This window comes from Dolichospermum planctonicum (assembly GCF_005402965.1).
Taxonomy (GTDB): Bacteria; Cyanobacteriota; Cyanobacteriia; order Cyanobacteriales; family Nostocaceae; genus Dolichospermum; species Dolichospermum planctonicum.
Genome location: NZ_BJCF01000049.1, coordinates 1 through 19,074 on the forward strand (window position 1 = coordinate 1; position 19,074 = coordinate 19,074).

A 19,074-nucleotide genomic window follows, 5' to 3' on the forward strand; every position below is an offset into this window, starting at 1 on the left:
ATAGTGACCATCAAAACAATTTACAGCAATTAACAGAATTAAATAATAATCAACAAAATCAAAATAGGGAACTTTCCCAGATTAATCAACAAATTGCAGTGATTGATTCCCGATTTACAGAAATTGAAACCTTTATGGAAAGTGACCATCAAAACAATTTACAGCAATTAACAGAATTAAATAATAATCAACAAAATCAAAATAGGGAACTTTCCCAGATTAATCAACAAATTGCAGTGATTGATTCCCGATTTACAGAAATTGACAACTCAACAGAGAAATTACATCAAACAATTTCAGAAAACAACCAAGAAATAAGTGAAATTAAACAAAAGCAAGAAATTGAAACTTCCCAAAATCATCACATCCTTGATGTGATTACCCAACAATTAACAAAATTAGATGCGTTAACAGAATTAGATAATTTATTTACAGCTTTGGTACAACCGTTACAGGTAGAAAATAAATCAAATTTACAACCAAAGCCAATCATGGAAGAAACAAGCCAAAAAATAGAGGATATTTCCCAAATTAATAACTTGGATTCCATTGAAAATTCTCTTAACAAATCCTGGGAAAAATTGGATGTATTAGGGGGATTAAATACTTTGTTCAACCCGTTACAGATAGAAAATGAATCAAATTTACAACCAAAAGATAATGATCAAGAAACAGCAGAAACACTAGAACTAACCCCTCCCAAATCTCTAATAGATGAGAAAACTGGAAAATTAGTATTTTTTAGTAATCTCAAAACACATAAAAATAAAGTTCTCTCCGTAGCCTTTAGTCCAAATGGTAAACTTTTAGCAAGTGGAAGTGATGATAAAATCATTATATTGTGGGATTTAGCAACCAAGAAACATTCTATTTTAGAAGGACATGGAGATGGAGAATATGGTTGGTCTAGGGGAATTAATTCAATAGCTTTTAGTCCAGATAGTCAGTTTTTGATCAGTGGAAGTGATGACAAAACAATTAAATTATGGGACATAAATCTAGGACTAGCAATTTTCACATTTATCGGACATGAAGAGAAAGTGTATGCTGTCGCATTTAGTCCCTTAGGAAAACTGATAGCTAGTGGTAGTAAAGATAAAACCGTAAGAATGTGGTCACTAGAAACAGGAAAAGAAATTTACTCTTTTCAAGGTCATACAGATGAAGTTTTATGTGTAGCTTTCAGTCCCGACGGTAAACTATTAGCTAGTGGTGCGGGTGGTCATGATAAAACCATCAAAATTTTAGTATTAGCTGAAAATCAAGTCAAAACATTAAGAGGACATTCTGATTGGTTTGGAGGAATTACTTCCCTTGCGTTTAGTCCAGACGGGAAAACTTTAATTAGCGGTAGTCAAGATAAAACTATTAAACTTTGGGATGTAGAAACTAGTCAAGAAATAAGAACCTTATCGGGACATTCTGATCATATTTCTTCCCTAGCTTTTAGTCCCAATGGTCAAATATTGGCTAGTGCGAGTAAAGATAAAACACTGAAAATATGGACAATAGACAGTGGAGAAGAAATTTCCAGTATCAAGTACCATGATTCAGTAATTAACTCAATTGCTTTTAGTCCAGATGGTAAAGTATTGGCTGCGGGGAGTGAAGATAGAACAATTGCTTTGTTTCCTTTAGAGTAAATTCTCAGTAATTATAAAGGAGATATTAACACCTTTTTTATTTTTTTTATAATTACATCTGGTTTATAATTACATCTGGGTACTCTCGATCTGGAGTGGTTTGTAAAAAAAAACCGCCATTTGCCACTCTTTGTTATATTATTAATATAAATATTGTTGCATATCACTTACTTAGATGATTAAATTAATTAGCATTTTCCTGAGTTTGTTAATGGTTTTTAGTTGGAATACACCCGTTATGGCACAAACTCAAACTATAACCGCAGAAGAGTTACAAATAGGAGACGAATTAGCTACTAAGGCCTTTATAGCCACAAATAAAGGTGATTTTGTCACAGCAGAAACTTATTGGACACAAATCATTGAAAAATTTCCCAGCAATGCAGGAGCATGGAGTAATCGTGGTAATTCTCGTGTTAGTCAAAATAAATTAACAGCAGCATTAGCTGATTATAATAAAGCCGTAGAACTTGCTCCCAATGTGACAGATCCTTATTTAAATCGCGGCACAGCATTGGAAGGTTTAGGGAGATGGGAAGAAGCGATCGCCGATTATAATCGTGTGTTAGAATTAGATCCCCAAGATGCCATGGGCTATAATAATCGCGGTAATGCTAAAGCAGGTTTAGGACAATGGCCAGCAGCCATTTTAGATTACCAAAAAGCCACAGAAATCAACCCCAATTTTGCCTTTGCTAGAGCCAATTACGCCCTAGCTTTATATGAAACTAATCAAATAAAAAAAGCAATTCGGGAAATGCGAAATATAGTCCGTAAATATCCCCGGTTTGCTGATATGCGAGCCGCGTTAACAGCAGCCTATTGGGTGACAGGAAATAGAGGTGAAGCCGAAAGTAATTGGGTAGCAGCCTATGGATTAGATATTCGTTATAAAGATATAAATTGGGTGACAAATATCCGCCGTTGGCCGCCAAGTATGGTATTAGCCTTAGATAAATTTTTGAAATTAAAATAAGAACATTTCCCAAAATAAATTATCCAATGATTATAGGTGACGTTATCTAATTAACGCACCTTTTAATTAATTTCCTGAAAATGACGCAATGGGAATATTCCAGGGACTACCTGCATGAGTTATTCTGTAAAAGGGTTAATTATCTTTCGGGTTTTTGAGAGTTAAATATAAGATAAGTTTTCAAAAAAATCTAAGCTTTAAAATCTAAGTTTGAGAATTATGGTCAGCACTTTCAAAAAAATATTTACACGTTAAATTTGTGAGGTAGTTTTCTGGTATATATGATTGTAATTGATTCTAATTAATAGAAAACACAATTATGACTCATTTTGGTATTCTTTGTCCAGCAGCAATAGGTCATCTTAACCCAATGTTTGTTTTGGGAAGAGAATTAAAACGTCGTGGTCATCGTGTTACATTATTCCATATACCCGATGTTCAATCTAAGGTGAATAAGGCTGGATTAGAATTTTGGAAAATAGGCGAAGCTGAATTTCCCTCTGGAATATTAGAACCAATGTACAAACAGTTGGGAAAATTAAGTGGAATACCAGCATTAAATTTCACAATAAACTGGCTGGAAAAGGAAACAAAGATGCTGTTTAGTGAAGGACCTACAGCAATCTCGAAAGCAGGAATAGAGGTGTTGTTAGTAGATCAAGTAACAACCGGCGGCGGAACTATTGCCGACTTCCTAAAAATACCTTTTATCTGTGTATGCAATGCCCTTCTCATTAATAGGGAAACAGGAGTTCCACCTTACTTTACCAATTGGGACTATAACACAGCCTGGTGGTCTTCTTGGCGAAACCTTGCAGGTAACTTTTTACTGAATCGATTATCACAAAAAATCTGGAAATTAGTCGTAGATCAACGTCGTCAATGGAATTTGCCAGCTTATATATGTCGTGATGATGCTGCTGGAAAATTGGCTCAGATATGCCAGCTACCTGCTGAATTTGACTTTCCGCGAATACGTTTACCCAAAACATTTCATTATACTGGTCCATTACAAGACCCGTCAGGATTAGAGCCTCTTTCATTATCAGCAGTACCTTTCCCTTTTGAAAAATTGAATGGTAAACCATTGATTTACGCTGCATTAGGTACTTTACAAAACCGCAAACAGGAAATTTTTCAAATTATTGCAGAAGCATCTATGGGATTGGATGTACAACTTGTCATTTCTTTAGGTCAGCCAGAAATAAAAGAATTAGATTTTAACCTACTAGGTTCACCTCTGGTCGTACCCTATGCCCCCCAGCAGCAATTGATTTCGCAATCTGTTCTCACTATCACTCATGGTGGTATGAATGCAGTGTTAGCGGCTTTAAGCAGTGGAGTTCCACTGGTAGCTATTCCGATTACTAATGAACAGCCGGGAATTGCTTCTCGCATAGCTTATACAGGCACCGGGGAATTTTTACCACTGTCTCGCCTAGATGTTACAAGTCTACAAAAAACAATCAAGCGGGTATTAACAGAATCCTCGTACAAACAAAATGCAGTCAGGCTAAAAGAGGCAATTGTTAGGGCTGGGGGTTTGAATTACGCCGCTGATATTGTTGAAAAGGTAGTATATACTGGCCAACCAATTCTCTCTAATCAAATCAAATATTAAGACGGAATATGCGATCGCTCTGACACTACCACACAGCGATCGCATACCTAAATTATGATTCTAATTTGGAAATTGTCTTAATTGTTAGTTCTTGTACATTATTAAATACGATATTTGCCCCAGATTTCATCAGCATTTCTGCATAATGCTCACGTCCCGCTGCTGTTTCCTGAACGTGAGGAGGTAACACTCCCACACTCAACCAAGTCCGTGAATTATCTATAGCTTTGGCTTTGGCCACGGTATACATATCTGCTACAGTGTCTCCCACATACACAACTGTTGATTTTTGATCATTACCATTTGTTAACAGGTCAATACTAGCAAAAAGTCCCGTAGGATCTGGTTTACCGGGTGCATCTTCCATTGCAATTAATACAGGAGCTTTTAAACCCAACCGTTTTTCTAAGACATATTTAGCACTCAACCGAGTCGCACCACTAAAAAAACCCCAAGCAATACCACTTTGCGTTAATTCTTGAAAATAACTAGGCTCTACTAATAAAGACTCATGACAAATATAACCATTCCAATTTTCAGGATCTGTACCTCGATAACGGCTTTGAAAATAAGTCACAATCTCTTCATAATCTAATGATAGTTGTTCCCTCTCCTGTCCTTGACTGACAAAATGACGGTAAATTAACTCCTGGGAGGCTTCCCAATCATTATTCCAGATTCCCTCTGATTTGAGGTGGTCAATGTCTATTGCTGTGGGACGATAGGCTTGTCCGGTAAAATATTCTACCGTATCTGATAGCGCTCGACGATAAGACCCACTCACATCACGGATAACGCCATCTATATCAAATATAACGATAGTTCTTGTGTTTACGGTCATGGCAGTTACAGCAAAAGTAATATCTACAAAATTTTACAGTAGTCCAATTTGATTAGGGCGTGTTACGATTATATAATATGGTAAATCAGTGGCAAACAACATAAAAAATGGTAACTCTCGTTGTCCTGATTAACATTCTTATTTCCCTCCTACTTCTTTGTCTAGCTCAAAAATTATGGCAAGCCAAGGATGCTCTAACACTGATAGCAGATTTATTTAATGAATATGAACGCGCTAGTTATGCAGTGCTACATACAGCAGTAGATAATATTTATCTAGTTCAAGAAGATATTCAGAACCTCAACTTAAAAAATCAGATACTTCAACAGCAAATCCAACAAATACAGCAAATTATCAGCCTGATCATTCTCATTAGGCAAATTTCCGCAGGATATTGGTTAAAAAATAAAAATCATCCTAAATTCAAAAATCCGAGTAAACTGGGATAGAATCTCCAGAGTCGTCAATTATGCTTAAGCGTTCTAAATTCGAGGCAACTCAGTCTCAAATCATGCACCGTGCTGAAGAACTAATTAGTGCGGCCTCAAATCGCTACCGCATTACGGTGCGAGTTGCAAACCGTGCTAAACGCCGACGTTATGAAGATTTTGAAAATAACGAAGATTCAATAATGAAGCCCGTATTGAGAGCAATTATTGAAATGTCTGATGAATTAAATCAGCCGGAAATTATCGGTGAACTATAATTTAAACCTCATTCTCTGCTAGGGAATAACGGTTTGACCAGCCTTTCTCCGACCAGGAGAGAGGTGAGGAAGTTCACCGCAGATAAATCTGTACTTTGGTGGAGTAGGAAATGGTATAAATAAATTGAATTTCACTCAATATGGCGGATAAAAACTTAGAAACTCTAATTATCAAAATTGTCAAAAAGGTAATTAGAAAAGAGATAAAAAATCAAAATCAGGATCATCAGCCAATCATCGTTACTGGATCTAATTCTACATTAGATAATTGGCAAAATCCAGAGCCAACAGAAGAGATTATTGATGATTTAGAAATTAGTCCTTACATTAGATTACCTGAGAAAGAAGATATAGAACTGGAGCGGAAATTACGAGAACTCAAGTTTAAACAAGAATTGAGAAAAGATTGGATTTCCTTTCTGGTGAAAGATGTAATTGTCTACTCAGCAACTATGATTTTTATTTTGGTACTTGCTGGTTTTTATCTATTTCGTATTCATGATTAGTTTGAAAATCGAGATTTCACAACCCCGGACTTGTGAGAGAATTCCGGGATATTGTTGTGGAGATTTATTGAGGGTTTGTGACAGTTTAGTGTTTATTCATCCAATCCACTAAATCAGTGATTACCTCAAGATAATTAATATCATCATGTAAATTATGATAACCACCAGGGTATTCAATTCTTAACTTATCTGGATAATTCACCTTTTCATAAAAGATTTTACTTCCTGCTGGTAAAGCGATTCTATCAGCACCACCATGTAAAATTAACAGTGGTACTTGCCATTTTTCCGCGTGAGTGTGAATCCAATCTACTGTAGCAAAAAACTCTGTAGATAACCTAGCAGTAGCGAGGGTATGACGTAATTTATCTTGAGTATAGGAATCTAAAATTTTCTGATTTCGTGAACCCGCGCTAAAATCTAAGCCAATATGCAAAGAAAAACGCGGCCAGACGCGGGAAAATAACTTACCTAAAACTACGCGACTCAGTGGTACTCCTACTTGACCAATACTAGGTGAAAAACCAATCACACCCGCTAATATAGATTGATCTTTGACATAATGGAGAGTATAATCTAATGCAATTACTCCCCCCAAGCTATGTCCCAACAGGAAAATCGGGTATCCTGGTTGTTGCTGTTGAATTAACTTGAGAAAAGCTTGTAAATCATCACGAAATTCAGCCCAAGTATTAATGTAACCTCTTTGACCGGATGAACGTCCATGACCACGTAAATCGAAGGCATAAACCGCATATTCTCTGGGTAACAAATGCTCAACTATGGTTTTGTAAAGTCCGCTGTGTCCTCCCAACCCATGTACAATGGCTAATATTCCCCTGACTTCCCCCCCAGGATGCCAGCTTTGGTAATATAAGTCAAGCCCACCCACACCTGAAAATTTGCCTTCTTGGCGAGATGCAATCGCGTCGCTGTGGTAAATCATATAGTTAATTGGTTATTTCCTTGGCTAGTAAGCTACTAGCTGATTAAAATACATTGTAGAGAAAATTGCTTCTAACTGTAGAAAGAAATACAGATAATTTTTCTCAAAACTCTCATGTTTTTAAAATCCCCGATTTATTTGAGGAGTCGGGGATCTGGATATGTTAAAAGTGGTGACATAGATAACAGTATTTTATATTCCCATAGATTACCATTAAATATTTAGTTATTTAGTCATTTAGTCCTTGTTTATTGGTCATACAAATTATTAAGTTCGGTTCGGCGTTTTCTCCTTGAGAATTTATAGCAGTTCTTTTGTTAATTCCAGATATAAAAACTCGTCGGAGGAAAATATTTTCTCATGTAAGTGCATACCGTTATAGTTTTATAAGCCTTAGATAAAATTGGGATAACTCAATAAAAAACAACTAACAAACCCCAGCAATTATGAATATGAAATTTTCCCTAGCTGCAAATGCTGTACAAGCGCGTCAGACAAAAGAGCGATTTGCTAAACCAGAAGAAAAATTGTCTTATGAATTGGGTAAAGCTGTACAGGAATTACCACCACTTTACACAAGATTGTTAGCGGGAACAATTAGTGTTGTCATATTTGGCGCAATTTCCTGGGCGCATTTTTCAGAAATTGATGAAGTAGCCACAGCAACAGGAGAATTAATTGCTTCTACCCAAGTTAGACCAGTGACAGCTTTGGGCAATGGTTCTATTTTAGCAGTAAAAGTCAAAGAAGGCGATCGCGTTACTAAAGATCAAATTTTAATTCAACGTGATCCCAATTTTCAACAAACAGATGTTAACCGTTTAGCTAAATCTAGTCAATTAATCGAAGACGATTTACAACGATTACAAGCCGAACGTTCTGGAGGAAAAACTGCGGGAACAATCATCCAAGATGAACTTTTAAACTCCCGTTTATTAGACTATAAAGCCAAGCAAGCAGCAGCAGAATCAGAAGCCAAACGACAACAATCAATTATGAATCAAGCCCAAGTTAGATTAAGTCGTTTACAGGAAAATTTTGCCAATGCTAAAATCACTTTTAGCAATGTTCAAAAAAACTTAGAAAATACAAAAAGCCTACGCTCTATGTTAGATAATAATTTACAAATTGCCCAACAAAGAGAAGAAAATCTGCGGACTTTAATGCAACCAGGCGCTTTACCCAGAGTTGATTACCTAGAGGCTCAGGAAAGATTAAATCGTGCCAAGACAGAGATGATCAGAAGTGCAGATGAAATCACAAAAACTCAAAATAATCTCACAGAAGCCAAAGATAAAATTACATCTTTAGAAAAAGACATTGCTGCTCAAATTCAAGAAATTAATCAAGCAGAACAAGCCTATCAAACAGCACGTAATCAAAATATCCGTTTAACCTCAGAACGTCAAAGTGAAATTCTCACCCAAATCAACAAACGCAAAGAAGAATTAACCACTGTTGCTGGTCAATTAGAACAAGCTAGAAAACAAAAAGACGGAGAAACTATTAAAGCCCCATTTGCCGGCACAATTTACAAAATTAAAGCTACTAAAGGTCCAGTACAATCTGGAGAAGAACTATTATCAATTTTACCAGAAGGGGAAGAAATGCTCCTAGAGGTAAAAGTTCTTAACCGTGATATTGGCTTTATTAATCAGGGAATGAAAGCGAAAGTTAAAATCGCTACTTTTCCCTTTCAAGAATTTGGTGTAGTTGAAGGTCAAGTATTACAAATTAGTCCTAATGCGACAATTGATAAAGAATTAGGTTTGGTTTTTCCCACCAGAATTAAGTTAAGTAAACATTCTTTAAATGTGCGCGGAAAAGAAGTAGAATTTAATCCCGGAATGGTTGCTAACGCCGAAATTGTCACTCGCAAAAAATCGGTTTTGACCTTCATTGTTGAACCTATCACTCGACGTTTCAGCGAGGCATTTTCCGTGAGATAATCATCGCAGGGAACTTTAACTTTAGTTAGTTCCTTGCTAATAGCTTAACTTTTTCAGATTATCTATTAGAGACTGGAGAAAACTGGAAAAAATTTCAATTTTTGTTATATAATGTAGATAATAAATCAAGGTTTACAAGAGGTTTAATAATGCAAGTTTGTCTAGTTACAGGTGGTAATTCTGGTGTAGGTTTAATGACGGCTGTAGGTTTAGCCAAATTAGGTAATCATGTATTTATTGCTTGTCGTTTAGCAACTAAAGCAGCAAAAGCTATAGAATACATTCAGCAAACGACAGGGAATCAAAACGTGGAATTTTTACCCCTTGATCTAGCTTCCTTAGATTCAGTTCGCAACTGTGTTACAATATTCAATAGTAAAAACTTACCCCTGCATATATTGGTCAATAATGCCGGCATATTTAACCGCAGAGGTACAACAAAAGAAGGTTTTGAACTTATTTGGGGAACTAATTATTTAGGTCACTTCTTATTGACTTATTTATTATTAGAAAAAATGCAAAAATCAGCGCCAGGTCGCATTATTATGATATCCTCAGATTTAGCATTATCTCCAAGTAGTATTAACTGGGATTTATTAGTTAAAAAAACACCCTTAAATTTTCTCAACCTCTATGCCATTTCTAAACTCTGCTTATTGCTATTAACCCAAGAACTTTCTCAACGATTAAATAATTCTCAAATTACTGTTAACGCAATTCATCCAGGTTTTGTGCAATCAAATATTACTATCTGGCATCATTTTAGTAGATATTTAGGTTTAGGCATTTCCCCAGCAGCTGGAGCATATAGTACCCTAATTTGTACTACTTCTCCAGATTATCAAGATATTACCGGAAAGTTCTTAGACCGTCATAACCAAGAAATTCCATTACCCAAAATAGCGCGAAATCAAGCAATATTACAGCAATTATGGCAACGTAGTTTATTATGGACTGGTTGCAATCAACAGCAGAATTTACAAACAATTAATTATCATGAAAATGATGGTATTTGGGGACCTAGTTCCCTGAATTTAGATAACAAGGAACTAGAGGAAATTACAAAACATATTTTAAATAAAGTCTTGCCCAGATTTCCAAAGAAAATATTATTTACTCAACTATTATTATCATTAATCAAATTTGATTTTGGATCTTTTTTGCTGATCATACTTCAAGGTTTTAAAAAATCTTTTTACATGGAAAGACATTTAGATTCACCCATAATCATGCAATTATGTCACAATGAAAGCTTATTAGAAAAGCTGACTGAATATTTAGGAGAAAATTTGGTATTATGGCGCTCAGAATTGTGGGTAAATTATCCTTCCCAACAATTAATTCCTTTGTGGCACCAAGATTCTTATCCCAAATTACTCAAAGGAAATGGTAAAACTATTCATGCTTATATAGCTTTGACAGAAGTTAATGAACATAATGGTTTTGAATATATACCTCATAATGATTCTCAAAAGTGTCAGATAAAAATGACAGATCCTTTTAGTGGTAATCACTTTTTTGATATCCCTCATGAAATTGAAAAAAAAGCTATTCCTGTAGTCCTAAAACCTGGAGAATTTGTCTTATTTACCGACAACCTTATACATCGTTCTATCCGTAATCAGAGCGGTAAATTACGGCTTTCTTTAACATTGAGGTTAACTCAGCTTGGGGTAGAAATTCTACCTGGTTATACGTCTAATGATCACAAACCGATAATTTTACAATCTCAAAAAAAAAGGTAAGACTAACTTAACCTCACCCTTACCTTAGTGAATATTTCATAATTAGTTAAAAAGTTAAAAACCTTCCTGTTGCTATCCTCCTAATAGGATATCCAGGTACCATGAAATCCATAGGGTACACGCTGAGGAATAATTACCCGCGCTATGGGTTCGCTGGTCATATCTTCAGCATTAATAACTAAGAGTTCCGACCTTTGGGAATTTTCATCATAAACAAATGTCATCAACCATCCTGCATCTTCAGCAGTAGCATTAGGAGATGGTACAAATACTGATTCTCCACCATGACGATTTTTACCAAATTCATGGGTTTGGGATGTACCCTTTTCCAAGTCGTATTTAATGACACCCTCAAATAAAGGATTTTGAGAATATACTATTTTTCCCACGTAGCCATACTGAGTTTTTCTACCTAACAGGTTTTCATTAACACGGGGAAATTCTCCAGGTACATCATCTAATTGTTCTTCCGTGACTCTACCCGTGGAAAGGTTAAAGCGCCAACGGTGTAAAAAAGGGATACCTTCTAGGGGATCACTGTATGTATCATTAGAAATAAGGACATTAGTAGAATTCATGCGACAAGCAATAAGTACCACCTCGTCTCCAGCTTCGTAAGCGTTGAGGGTGTGGAAGACATAGCAAGAAGGACATTCAAACCAGCGAATATTGCTGTTGTCACCATGACGAGGTATGATACCAAAGCGACTGGGACGATCTTTTTCAAACATTAACATTGGTTCTCCCCGCTGCATTCGTTCCACGCTAAATGTGAGAGGTAAATCCATGAAAATGCTATAATTTTCCGTAATGGCGAAATCGTGCATCATTACAGCCATTAGTATTTCTATTGGTACTGTTGATAATAGCTCACTTTGGGCAGAAACTATGCCATATTGTAGATAAGGCGGTCTAAAACCGTAACCAAAAAACATCATTTCCCCTGTCACTGGATCTACCTTGGGATGGGCAGTAAAAGCAGAAACTAGTTTATCATTATAAGTGTATTCTCCAATAGTCTCTAAATCAGGAATACTAATATGATGGGGCGCACCTCCTTCCCATAATGCTAAAAGTTGTTTATTATGCCATACAAGGGCTGTATTAGCAGTATTTTTACTAATACCGTGGGGGTTGTCTAATTGTGGTGGTTCTAACATTCCAGTCCATATAGCCTTACCCGCTTCATGTTCAATATTCCATCCCTTGGTTCTCACATAACGATTTTTGTAAGTAGCTTTACCATGATGAAGCTGTACACCATGCAACATTCCATCACCATCAAACCAGTGATATTGACCAATAGGATTTCGTTGGGGGTTGGGACCATTACGGACAAATATCCCCGATAAGTCTGGGGGTAATTCTCCAATTACTTCTAAGGTATCAGTGGTAATTTCCGTGTTTATGGGTGCAAAATTCCCTTGTAAATAGGGATTTGCTGCTGCTAATGTGGTCATAATCAGTCCATTAAATAAGAGAACTGTAATTAATATAATTATGTTTTGCTATTTCTGCCAGAAAAAACCGTAACATCTTGACTGTTAAAGTCAGAATGAAAGATTAGTGAGTAATGGCATTTCTCATTTTTAGCGCGTAGAATGTTACAAACCTTCCCTTACTGCACTGCATAAGGTGTAAATTGCCGTTTAAAAGCAGAATGAAAACCAAGGACAATATCTGAATTTGGTACACCCATTTGCACTAATCTTTCAGCTATAGATTCCTCAGTTCCGTTGTACTGAATCCAAATTTTGCCGTCTTCAATGTCAAAGTGCATCACTGGTCCAAACACTCGTTTATCCCCTTGCCATCCGATATAATTGAGTTGGTAATGGTCATGTTCACTATCAAATATTAGTTGTGCTTTGACTGTATCATTGGTGGTACAAATCTGGGCGTGTTCTGTTAAAATTTGTGTGATAAATTGTCTATACTTTTCTATTTTATCCATTTTTGTATTTCAAGATTTAGTTTTCTTTCTTCTCCTAGTTTATCATCATTTTATGATATCATTTAAATGTGAGAAGTGATCCTGACAGAAGAATTTTTGTTATTTTCTCATTAGAAGATATTTGTTAGTGATTACATTATTACTTATATATAAAAATTAATTTGATAATTTGCAAACTATAGGGATTAGATGTTTTCAGATATTCAGATATCCTCAAAGATATTGTTTCAAAACCTCAACTGTGGCCAATCCCGTTTTTTCCCAACTAAATTGATTTACTCTTTTTAAACCTTGTTCTGAAAGTTGTTTTCTAGTTTCTGAATCATTAATGATCATTTTCATTGCTGCTGTAATTTCTTCTATATGATAGGGATTAATTAAAATAGCCCCATCTCCCGCAACTTCTGGAAGCGAGGAAATATTAGAAGTAATAACCGGAGTACCACAAGCCATAGCTTCTAAAACAGGTAAACCAAAACCTTCCCAAAGTGTGGGGAAAACTAGCGCAATTGCTTGATTAATTATTATTGGTAATTCGTCGTAAGGTACATAGTTAAGGAATTTTACTAAATGATTTATGCCTAATTCTTGAGTTTGGATTTCTAACAGTGGGGAATAACGTTGATCATAAGGTCCAGCTAACCATAGTTCATAGTCATTTCTGTTAGGTAGTGCGGAAAAAGCGGTAATTAATCTTTGCAGGTTTTTGTAAGGATCTTGACGGCCGATATATAGGAAGTAATTGCGGGTGGGAAGATTAAGAAATTGGAAATGTGAGGAATCATAAGCTAGGGGAATTGGTGTGATTTTATTACTAGGAATATGGAAAAAATCAACTAAATCTTTAGCGGTTGCGTGGGAATTACAAATAATGTGTTGTGCTTGGTTAAGAACTTGGGGAACATAGTAAAGATGATATGGTGTCAGCGGTGAAAAGCGTTTCGGAAAGCGTAATGGGATCATATCGTGGGACATGACGATAAAACGACAGTTAGTATATAAAGGTGCTTCGGGGATAGGGGAAAATAAAAGTTGCGATTTGAGCTTTTGATAGATTTTTGGGAGTTGGAATTGTGTCCAAATTAAGCGGTTTAAATGTCCTTTTGTACCATCAGCAGGGGTAAGATTATTGGGGACTGAATAGCAGTTATAATTAGGGTATTTTTCTGATGTTAATAGTGTAGGATTGAGAGATGTTAAGTAGGGGAAAATATTTTTAGCATAGTTGCTTATCCCTGTTGGTTGAGAGAAGATAATGGATAAATTGATGATTAATTGATGAGAATCTATCATGTTCATTGAATAATACTTTTATAAGCCTTTAAAGTTTCTTTTGCTGTTCTTTCCCAAGAAAATAAATCTGCTCTTATTTTTCCTTTATTAATCAAGTTTTGTCGTAGTTGAGAATCGCTAATTACTTGTAGTATAGCTTCAGCTAATTGCATATAATCATTAGGATCAATTAGTATAGCTGCATTTCCTGTAACTTCGGGAATTGAAGAAGTATTAGAGGCAATGACAGGAGTACCTAAAGTCATTGCTTCTAAAACTGGTAAACCAAATCCTTCATAATGGGAAGGATACAGGAAAACGTCGGCTTTCGAGTAAAATAATGCTACTAATTCATTAGATAAGTAGTCAAGATGATGTATTTCGTTTTTATAAGGTGAGTTTTCAATAGCTGTAAATATTGGTTCATAATTCCATCCTTTTCTACCAATTAATACTAATTGGTGTTCTATTTTATGTCTCTTTTTTAAGAAATTAAATGCTGATATTATAGCATTGATATTTTTTCTGGGTTCTATGGTACTAACGAATAAAAGATAAGGCTTGGAGAAATCATAATTTATATTATCAACTTCTTTTCCTAAATCTAAAGTATATAAAAAGTTAGCATCATATCTACTAGCAAGGGGCGTAACAAAAATTTTTTCTGCTGGAACTTTCAAATAATTAATAATATCTTGTTTAGAACTTTCAGAAATAGTAATAATTAAATCTGTCCATTCAAGGCATTTAATTAATCTTTTTGTATATTGTTTTACCACAGAATTAATATATTCTGGATGTCGGATAAAACTTAAATCATGAATAGTAATAATTTTCTGAATATTTTTATAAGGATAAACTGTATAATTATTACCATGAAAAATATTGGGGTTTTCTAAAATTGGCTGAAGGTAATGAGGAAAAAATTGAGGTAAATAATCTAATAAAAGATTAGAAATGCGAACAGGTATGGGAATTTGATAAAGGTTTGAATAATGCTTCAGATTTTCTGGGAAATCTAGTTTTCCTTGTAACCAATTTTTTAATCCAGCTTGATAAGCTAATCCTAATTCAAAAGATTCTGGATGTTGTAATTTGGATAAATTTTCCACTAAATTTAAAACATATAAACCCACGCCACTGGGTTTAGAATCAACTGGAGTAACATCAATAACAATTTTTAGCATAAATTTTATGTTTTCTATGAATAAATAGTTGAATTACAAATTTTTGGCAAAAGTATTTAGGTATTAATATAATCACTTAAAGTCTTATATCAACACTATAATTCATTAGATAGTGAACGCATAATTATATCTAGTTCTCCTTCACTTTTAAAGATAATAGAATTTTGATCTGCCTGTTCTGGTAAAGCTCCACTATCTGCTACTATTGAAATTTTATTATAAAGTTTGACTCGTTCAATTACTCCTGAAGACCAAACCTGAGAATATGGCAAAATGACATAATTAGAGGCCGCTATCCACATATCAAAAACCTTTTCATCTAAATACTGATTACAAATTATAACTCTTTTATCTTGATTTGCTAAAGTTCTTAAAAAATCTATATACGAACCAGACGATAAATCATCATTTTTTACATGACCTATAATAAATAGGCGGTTATTCGGTGATTTCGTTTTTATGAATGAGTTTATCGCTTTATGAAATCCTTTATGTATAGCTATAAAACCTATACACAAAAAAACTTTATAAGTTGTATTTATTAAAAGTATTTGCCTGGCCTCTTCTTCTGTCCCATCAAATTTTTTCTGAAAATAATAATTATGTGCTATTAATTGAATATTACTTTTCTGATAATTAAAACTTCTAACAAATTTATTTATTTCTTGATGGGAATGAAATAATAATTTGGGAGAAAAATTCCATCTAATTATTTCTACCTTTTTAAATATATACATAACTATATTTTTTATACCTTTATATGACTCTATATATTCAACCTCATGACAAATAATTTCGATTTTTGATTTGCCTAATAAATAAACAATTGACATTGATAAATTCACTAAAAATCGAGATAAATGATTTAAAATTCTAGATGATGTTTGAACAAAAAAAAACTTTTGTGATAGTTTATTATTATTTTATCATAGTAAAAAACAACTGGTATTATTTTAAGAAAATTTAAACCTCCACATAATCTTAAAGATTTATCTACATTATTTTGATGATTAACTGATATAGTTTGTATCTTCAAATTATCTTGTTGCTTCAAGGAATTAACCATCTGAGAAGCATAACTAGCAATGCCACACTTAACAGGTGGAAAAGTGGAAATTATAGCTATTTTATTCACTGACTTTAAACTCATGGATGTTTCTCTATCAAAAACTAGGTAGTTACAGAATTTAACTCAAAAATATACTATCCATTGTACTGTAAACACTGGCTTTAGAATGTTCTGTCTCAATGTATTTAAGAGCATACTTGCTAAGTGATTGACACAGGTTTGGGCTTAGTCTCAATTTCTCTATAAGCGATGGAAAATCATCTATATCTTTAGCAATTAATACATCTCTATCATGCTCTAATGACAAACCACGAACTCCTTTTGGAGTGGATATAACAGGTTTTCCATAACTTAATGCCTCTACTGCCTTGATTGATACTCCACTACCATAAAAAATAGGTATTATAACGGCATCAACAGACGCATATAGCTTGAAAATATCGTCAACGAAGCCCAATACTTTTAATTGGGGGTGATTTTTATTGGCAAATTTCAGTGATACGCCACCTGCTATTATTATCTCTACTTGAGAATTTAACTTTGGAATAACATTGTAATAAAATTGTGTTATTCCATGAATGTTAGGATCGTATTGCGAACCAAAAAATAGTAATTTAAATTTTCTATTTTGAGGATTTTGGCTTTCTATATCTATATCTTCGGTATCACTATTGTTGGGAATAAGCATTTTGTTAACTGAACTAATTTTTGGAATTAAGAAAGACTTTCCTGAGAGTTTTTCATCTTGCTTTAAAATCTCTAATTCTTCATTTGATATAGTAATGACTTTATCAAACTGTCTTAGTGCTTTAAATTCTTGAGCTAAACTTAAACCATAATCAAAGTTTCTGACTTTAGTTCTATTTAAAATTTTTCTGCTTCCTGAATAGTTTATTCTTAAATCCAACTTTTGCAGATTCAAAACTTCTTGCACTAAGTTGGAATATATATCATGAGTATCTATATATATTTTACAAGGTACAACAATATCAGATACTAACGCATGAGATACATATACATGATTAAAAAAAATAAAATCATACTTGTTATTGTTGATAACTTTTTTAAACTTTCTTCGCATACATGGTAGGGAATGAATCAAAGATCCTACACCTGCTTCTTGATTGATGTAAGCATAGAATTTTGAAACCATTTTGTGGTAGATAGTATCGAAAGAACTGTTATTTAGAACTTGATGTAAAAAAACATTATCTACTTTTCTATTCAAAATAAATTCTATACCTAATTCATCCCAACGATTATAATTATAATATCTATCAATCAAGAATAAGTCATATCTTATATTTCTTGATTCCAAATAATCAATATGATCTAATGCTCGTGACTCTGCTCCCCCCCTTAAAGGATAAAGTGGACGATCAAATACAAATAAAGTTTTCATAAAAATCACACTAATTCCTTAAATTTGAGAGAGTTTTCTGATTCATTGAACATTAATTTGCAAATCAAAAATATATCGGCTGAAAAATTACAGTTAATTTTTTTAGATTAATTACTAAATTAGTATTTTTCAAGTTATTGATTTCAGAAATTCGCCTAGTTGTAAGCGATATATTGCGTTGTTTGAAATTTACTATTCTCATAGAAAGACATAAACCAGCACTATTGACTTTATACATCATACAAGTCAATAGGATATCTTTCCTGTACACTTTTCACTTTTGTTCCCACAGCAAAAATAGTATCCCCGCGATCTTCTGTGGGTAGATGTAGTTCTTCAAGCAAAGTCATTAATTGTGGTGAACTGTCAGTATGATATACATTTTCAGTCCAAACAGAGGCTTGAAACCCAGAACTCTGTAGAAGTATACTAACATCACGAGGCACATACTCATGAATGTGTCTTCCATGCGGAACTCCTGGTAAATACTTTCCATACGTATACGGACTATAATGAGTTAATGCAGCTACCAATGATCGCCAAGAAGCTAAGTTTGGAGTTGAGATTATTACCTTGCCTCCTTCAACTAATACTCGGTTCACTTCGGACATCACAAACATTGGATCGTGTCCGAAATGTTCAATAACTTCAAGCAATAGTACGAGACTCGCAGAATTATCAGGTAAAGGAATTTTTTCAGACTCTAAATCAATAGAATCAAACATAACATTGCTGTAATTGATAGTATCTGATTGGCCTTCTAAATCATTGGAAACCAACAGTAATATACTTAATTTTGGAAAAATATTTTTGATAACTGGCAAACATGGTATCCATGATCCCATGTCTACCAAATAATTACCATCAGGATTAAATTCCAGCGCTTCGAGTAAACTAAAAGTGTATATTAACCTTTTTTTATGTACACTTAAATAATGACTATTGGCTATTTCACTATTATGCTGAAGCATAAGCTCTAGATTCGGAGAAGTTAACAAGCTAGTATCTTGACGTAAGATTTGACAATCATTTTGAATATTTACAAAAAAATTCTGATTGTCATTTTTCAAGATTGGTTTATGTATTTTATTTGTTTGTAGATTATTATGTGATATTGCTGACACTAACTCATTGTATCCTACAAGACTTCTAATTTTATTTCTAATGGAGTTTTTCAATCTATTAATCATATCATTCTGTTCCAGAATCAAATTTCAATCTTAGTTTAATTTTTTACAATGCTTAAATTTTGCTTAA

Annotated in this window: 17 protein-coding genes; 8 read left to right on the top strand and 9 right to left on the bottom strand. The window is 34.1% G+C overall.

The annotated features are described in order from the left end of the window. The 3 genes from FFO06_RS17280 to FFO06_RS17290 form a co-directional block, all read left to right on the top strand. The coding region (locus tag FFO06_RS17280) for a WD40 repeat domain-containing protein (RefSeq protein WP_137909143.1) at nt 1-1,643 on the top strand (1,643 nt) is incomplete at its 5' end. 175 nt (nt 1,644-1,818) lie between these two features. Then, nucleotides 1,819-2,619 carry a tetratricopeptide repeat protein gene (locus tag FFO06_RS17285; protein ID WP_137909144.1) on the top strand — a complete coding sequence of 267 codons (801 nt, stop codon included), beginning with the start codon at nt 1,819-1,821 and terminating at the stop codon, nt 2,617-2,619. Nucleotides 2,620-2,938: 319 nt separating this feature from the next. Then, nucleotides 2,939-4,240, top strand: a complete 1,302-nt coding sequence (locus tag FFO06_RS17290) for a glycosyltransferase (protein WP_137909145.1) — start codon at nt 2,939-2,941, stop codon at nt 4,238-4,240. A gap of 52 nt (nt 4,241-4,292) precedes the next feature. Here FFO06_RS17290 and FFO06_RS17295 read toward each other — a convergent pair whose 3' ends face one another. Then, nucleotides 4,293-5,081: a TIGR01548 family HAD-type hydrolase gene (locus tag FFO06_RS17295; RefSeq protein WP_137909146.1), complete on the bottom strand. Its 789-nt coding sequence runs from the start codon at nt 5,079-5,081 to the stop codon at nt 4,293-4,295. Nucleotides 5,082-5,188: 107 nt separating this feature from the next. On the opposite strand from FFO06_RS17295, the gene FFO06_RS17300 reads away from it, so the two are divergent. The 3 genes from FFO06_RS17300 (at nt 5,189) to FFO06_RS17310 (ending at nt 6,293) form a co-directional block, all read left to right on the top strand. Continuing rightward, nucleotides 5,189-5,530 (top strand): hypothetical protein, encoded by a 342-nt coding sequence (locus tag FFO06_RS17300; protein ID WP_190371264.1) that lies wholly within the window; start codon nt 5,189-5,191, stop codon nt 5,528-5,530. 20 nt (nt 5,531-5,550) lie between these two features. Next, nucleotides 5,551-5,787, top strand: coding sequence for a DNA-directed RNA polymerase subunit omega (locus FFO06_RS17305; RefSeq protein WP_137909147.1), 237 nt, complete (start codon nt 5,551-5,553; stop codon nt 5,785-5,787). 140 nt (nt 5,788-5,927) lie between these two features. After that, nucleotides 5,928-6,293, top strand: coding sequence for a hypothetical protein (locus tag FFO06_RS17310; RefSeq protein WP_137909148.1), 366 nt, complete (start codon nt 5,928-5,930; stop codon nt 6,291-6,293). Nucleotides 6,294-6,378: 85 nt separating this feature from the next. Here the strand turns inward: FFO06_RS17310 and FFO06_RS17315 are convergent, their stop codons facing one another. Next, the gene (locus FFO06_RS17315; RefSeq protein ID WP_137909149.1) at nt 6,379-7,239 is read right to left on the bottom strand and encodes an alpha/beta hydrolase; all 861 of its coding nucleotides are present in this window, start codon (nt 7,237-7,239) and stop codon (nt 6,379-6,381) included. A gap of 452 nt (nt 7,240-7,691) precedes the next feature. Between FFO06_RS17315 and FFO06_RS17320 the strand changes: the two genes are divergently transcribed. Together FFO06_RS17320 and FFO06_RS17325 are read left to right on the top strand one after the other, a co-directional pair. Next, nucleotides 7,692-9,188: a beta-barrel domain-containing protein gene (locus FFO06_RS17320; RefSeq protein ID WP_137909167.1), complete on the top strand. Its 1,497-nt coding sequence runs from the start codon at nt 7,692-7,694 to the stop codon at nt 9,186-9,188. A gap of 149 nt (nt 9,189-9,337) precedes the next feature. Further along, complete coding sequence (locus FFO06_RS17325; RefSeq protein ID WP_137909150.1) at nt 9,338-10,933, top strand: SDR family NAD(P)-dependent oxidoreductase; 1,596 nt, start codon at nt 9,338-9,340, stop codon at nt 10,931-10,933. Between the two features lie 80 nt (nt 10,934-11,013). On the opposite strand, the gene FFO06_RS17330 is transcribed toward FFO06_RS17325, so the two are convergent. The 7 genes from FFO06_RS17330 to FFO06_RS17360 all read right to left on the bottom strand — a co-directional run bounded on the left by FFO06_RS17330 (nt 11,014) and on the right by FFO06_RS17360 (nt 19,007). Further along, nucleotides 11,014-12,393 (bottom strand): carotenoid oxygenase family protein, encoded by a 1,380-nt coding sequence (locus tag FFO06_RS17330; RefSeq protein ID WP_201275478.1) that lies wholly within the window; start codon nt 12,391-12,393, stop codon nt 11,014-11,016. A 158-nt stretch (nt 12,394-12,551) separates the two neighbouring features. Further along, nucleotides 12,552-12,887, bottom strand: coding sequence for a XisI protein (locus FFO06_RS17335; RefSeq protein WP_137909152.1), 336 nt, complete (start codon nt 12,885-12,887; stop codon nt 12,552-12,554). Between the two features lie 213 nt (nt 12,888-13,100). After that, nucleotides 13,101-14,186: a glycosyltransferase family 4 protein gene (locus FFO06_RS17340; RefSeq protein WP_137909153.1), complete on the bottom strand. Its 1,086-nt coding sequence runs from the start codon at nt 14,184-14,186 to the stop codon at nt 13,101-13,103. Further along, nucleotides 14,183-15,346: a glycosyltransferase family 4 protein gene (locus FFO06_RS17345; protein WP_137909154.1), complete on the bottom strand. Its 1,164-nt coding sequence runs from the start codon at nt 15,344-15,346 to the stop codon at nt 14,183-14,185. The genes FFO06_RS17340 and FFO06_RS17345 overlap by 4 nt, the downstream gene beginning before the upstream one ends. A gap of 95 nt (nt 15,347-15,441) precedes the next feature. Further along, complete coding sequence (locus FFO06_RS17350) at nt 15,442-16,179, bottom strand: glycosyltransferase family protein (RefSeq protein ID WP_137909155.1); 738 nt, start codon at nt 16,177-16,179, stop codon at nt 15,442-15,444. Nucleotides 16,180-16,533: 354 nt separating this feature from the next. Beyond that, nucleotides 16,534-17,817 carry a glycosyltransferase gene (locus FFO06_RS17355; protein ID WP_137909156.1) on the bottom strand — a complete coding sequence of 428 codons (1,284 nt, stop codon included), beginning with the start codon at nt 17,815-17,817 and terminating at the stop codon, nt 16,534-16,536. Nucleotides 17,818-18,047: 230 nt separating this feature from the next. After that, the gene (locus FFO06_RS17360) at nt 18,048-19,007 is read right to left on the bottom strand and encodes a methyltransferase domain-containing protein (RefSeq protein ID WP_137909157.1); all 960 of its coding nucleotides are present in this window, start codon (nt 19,005-19,007) and stop codon (nt 18,048-18,050) included. Nucleotides 19,008-19,074 lie beyond the last annotated feature (67 nt).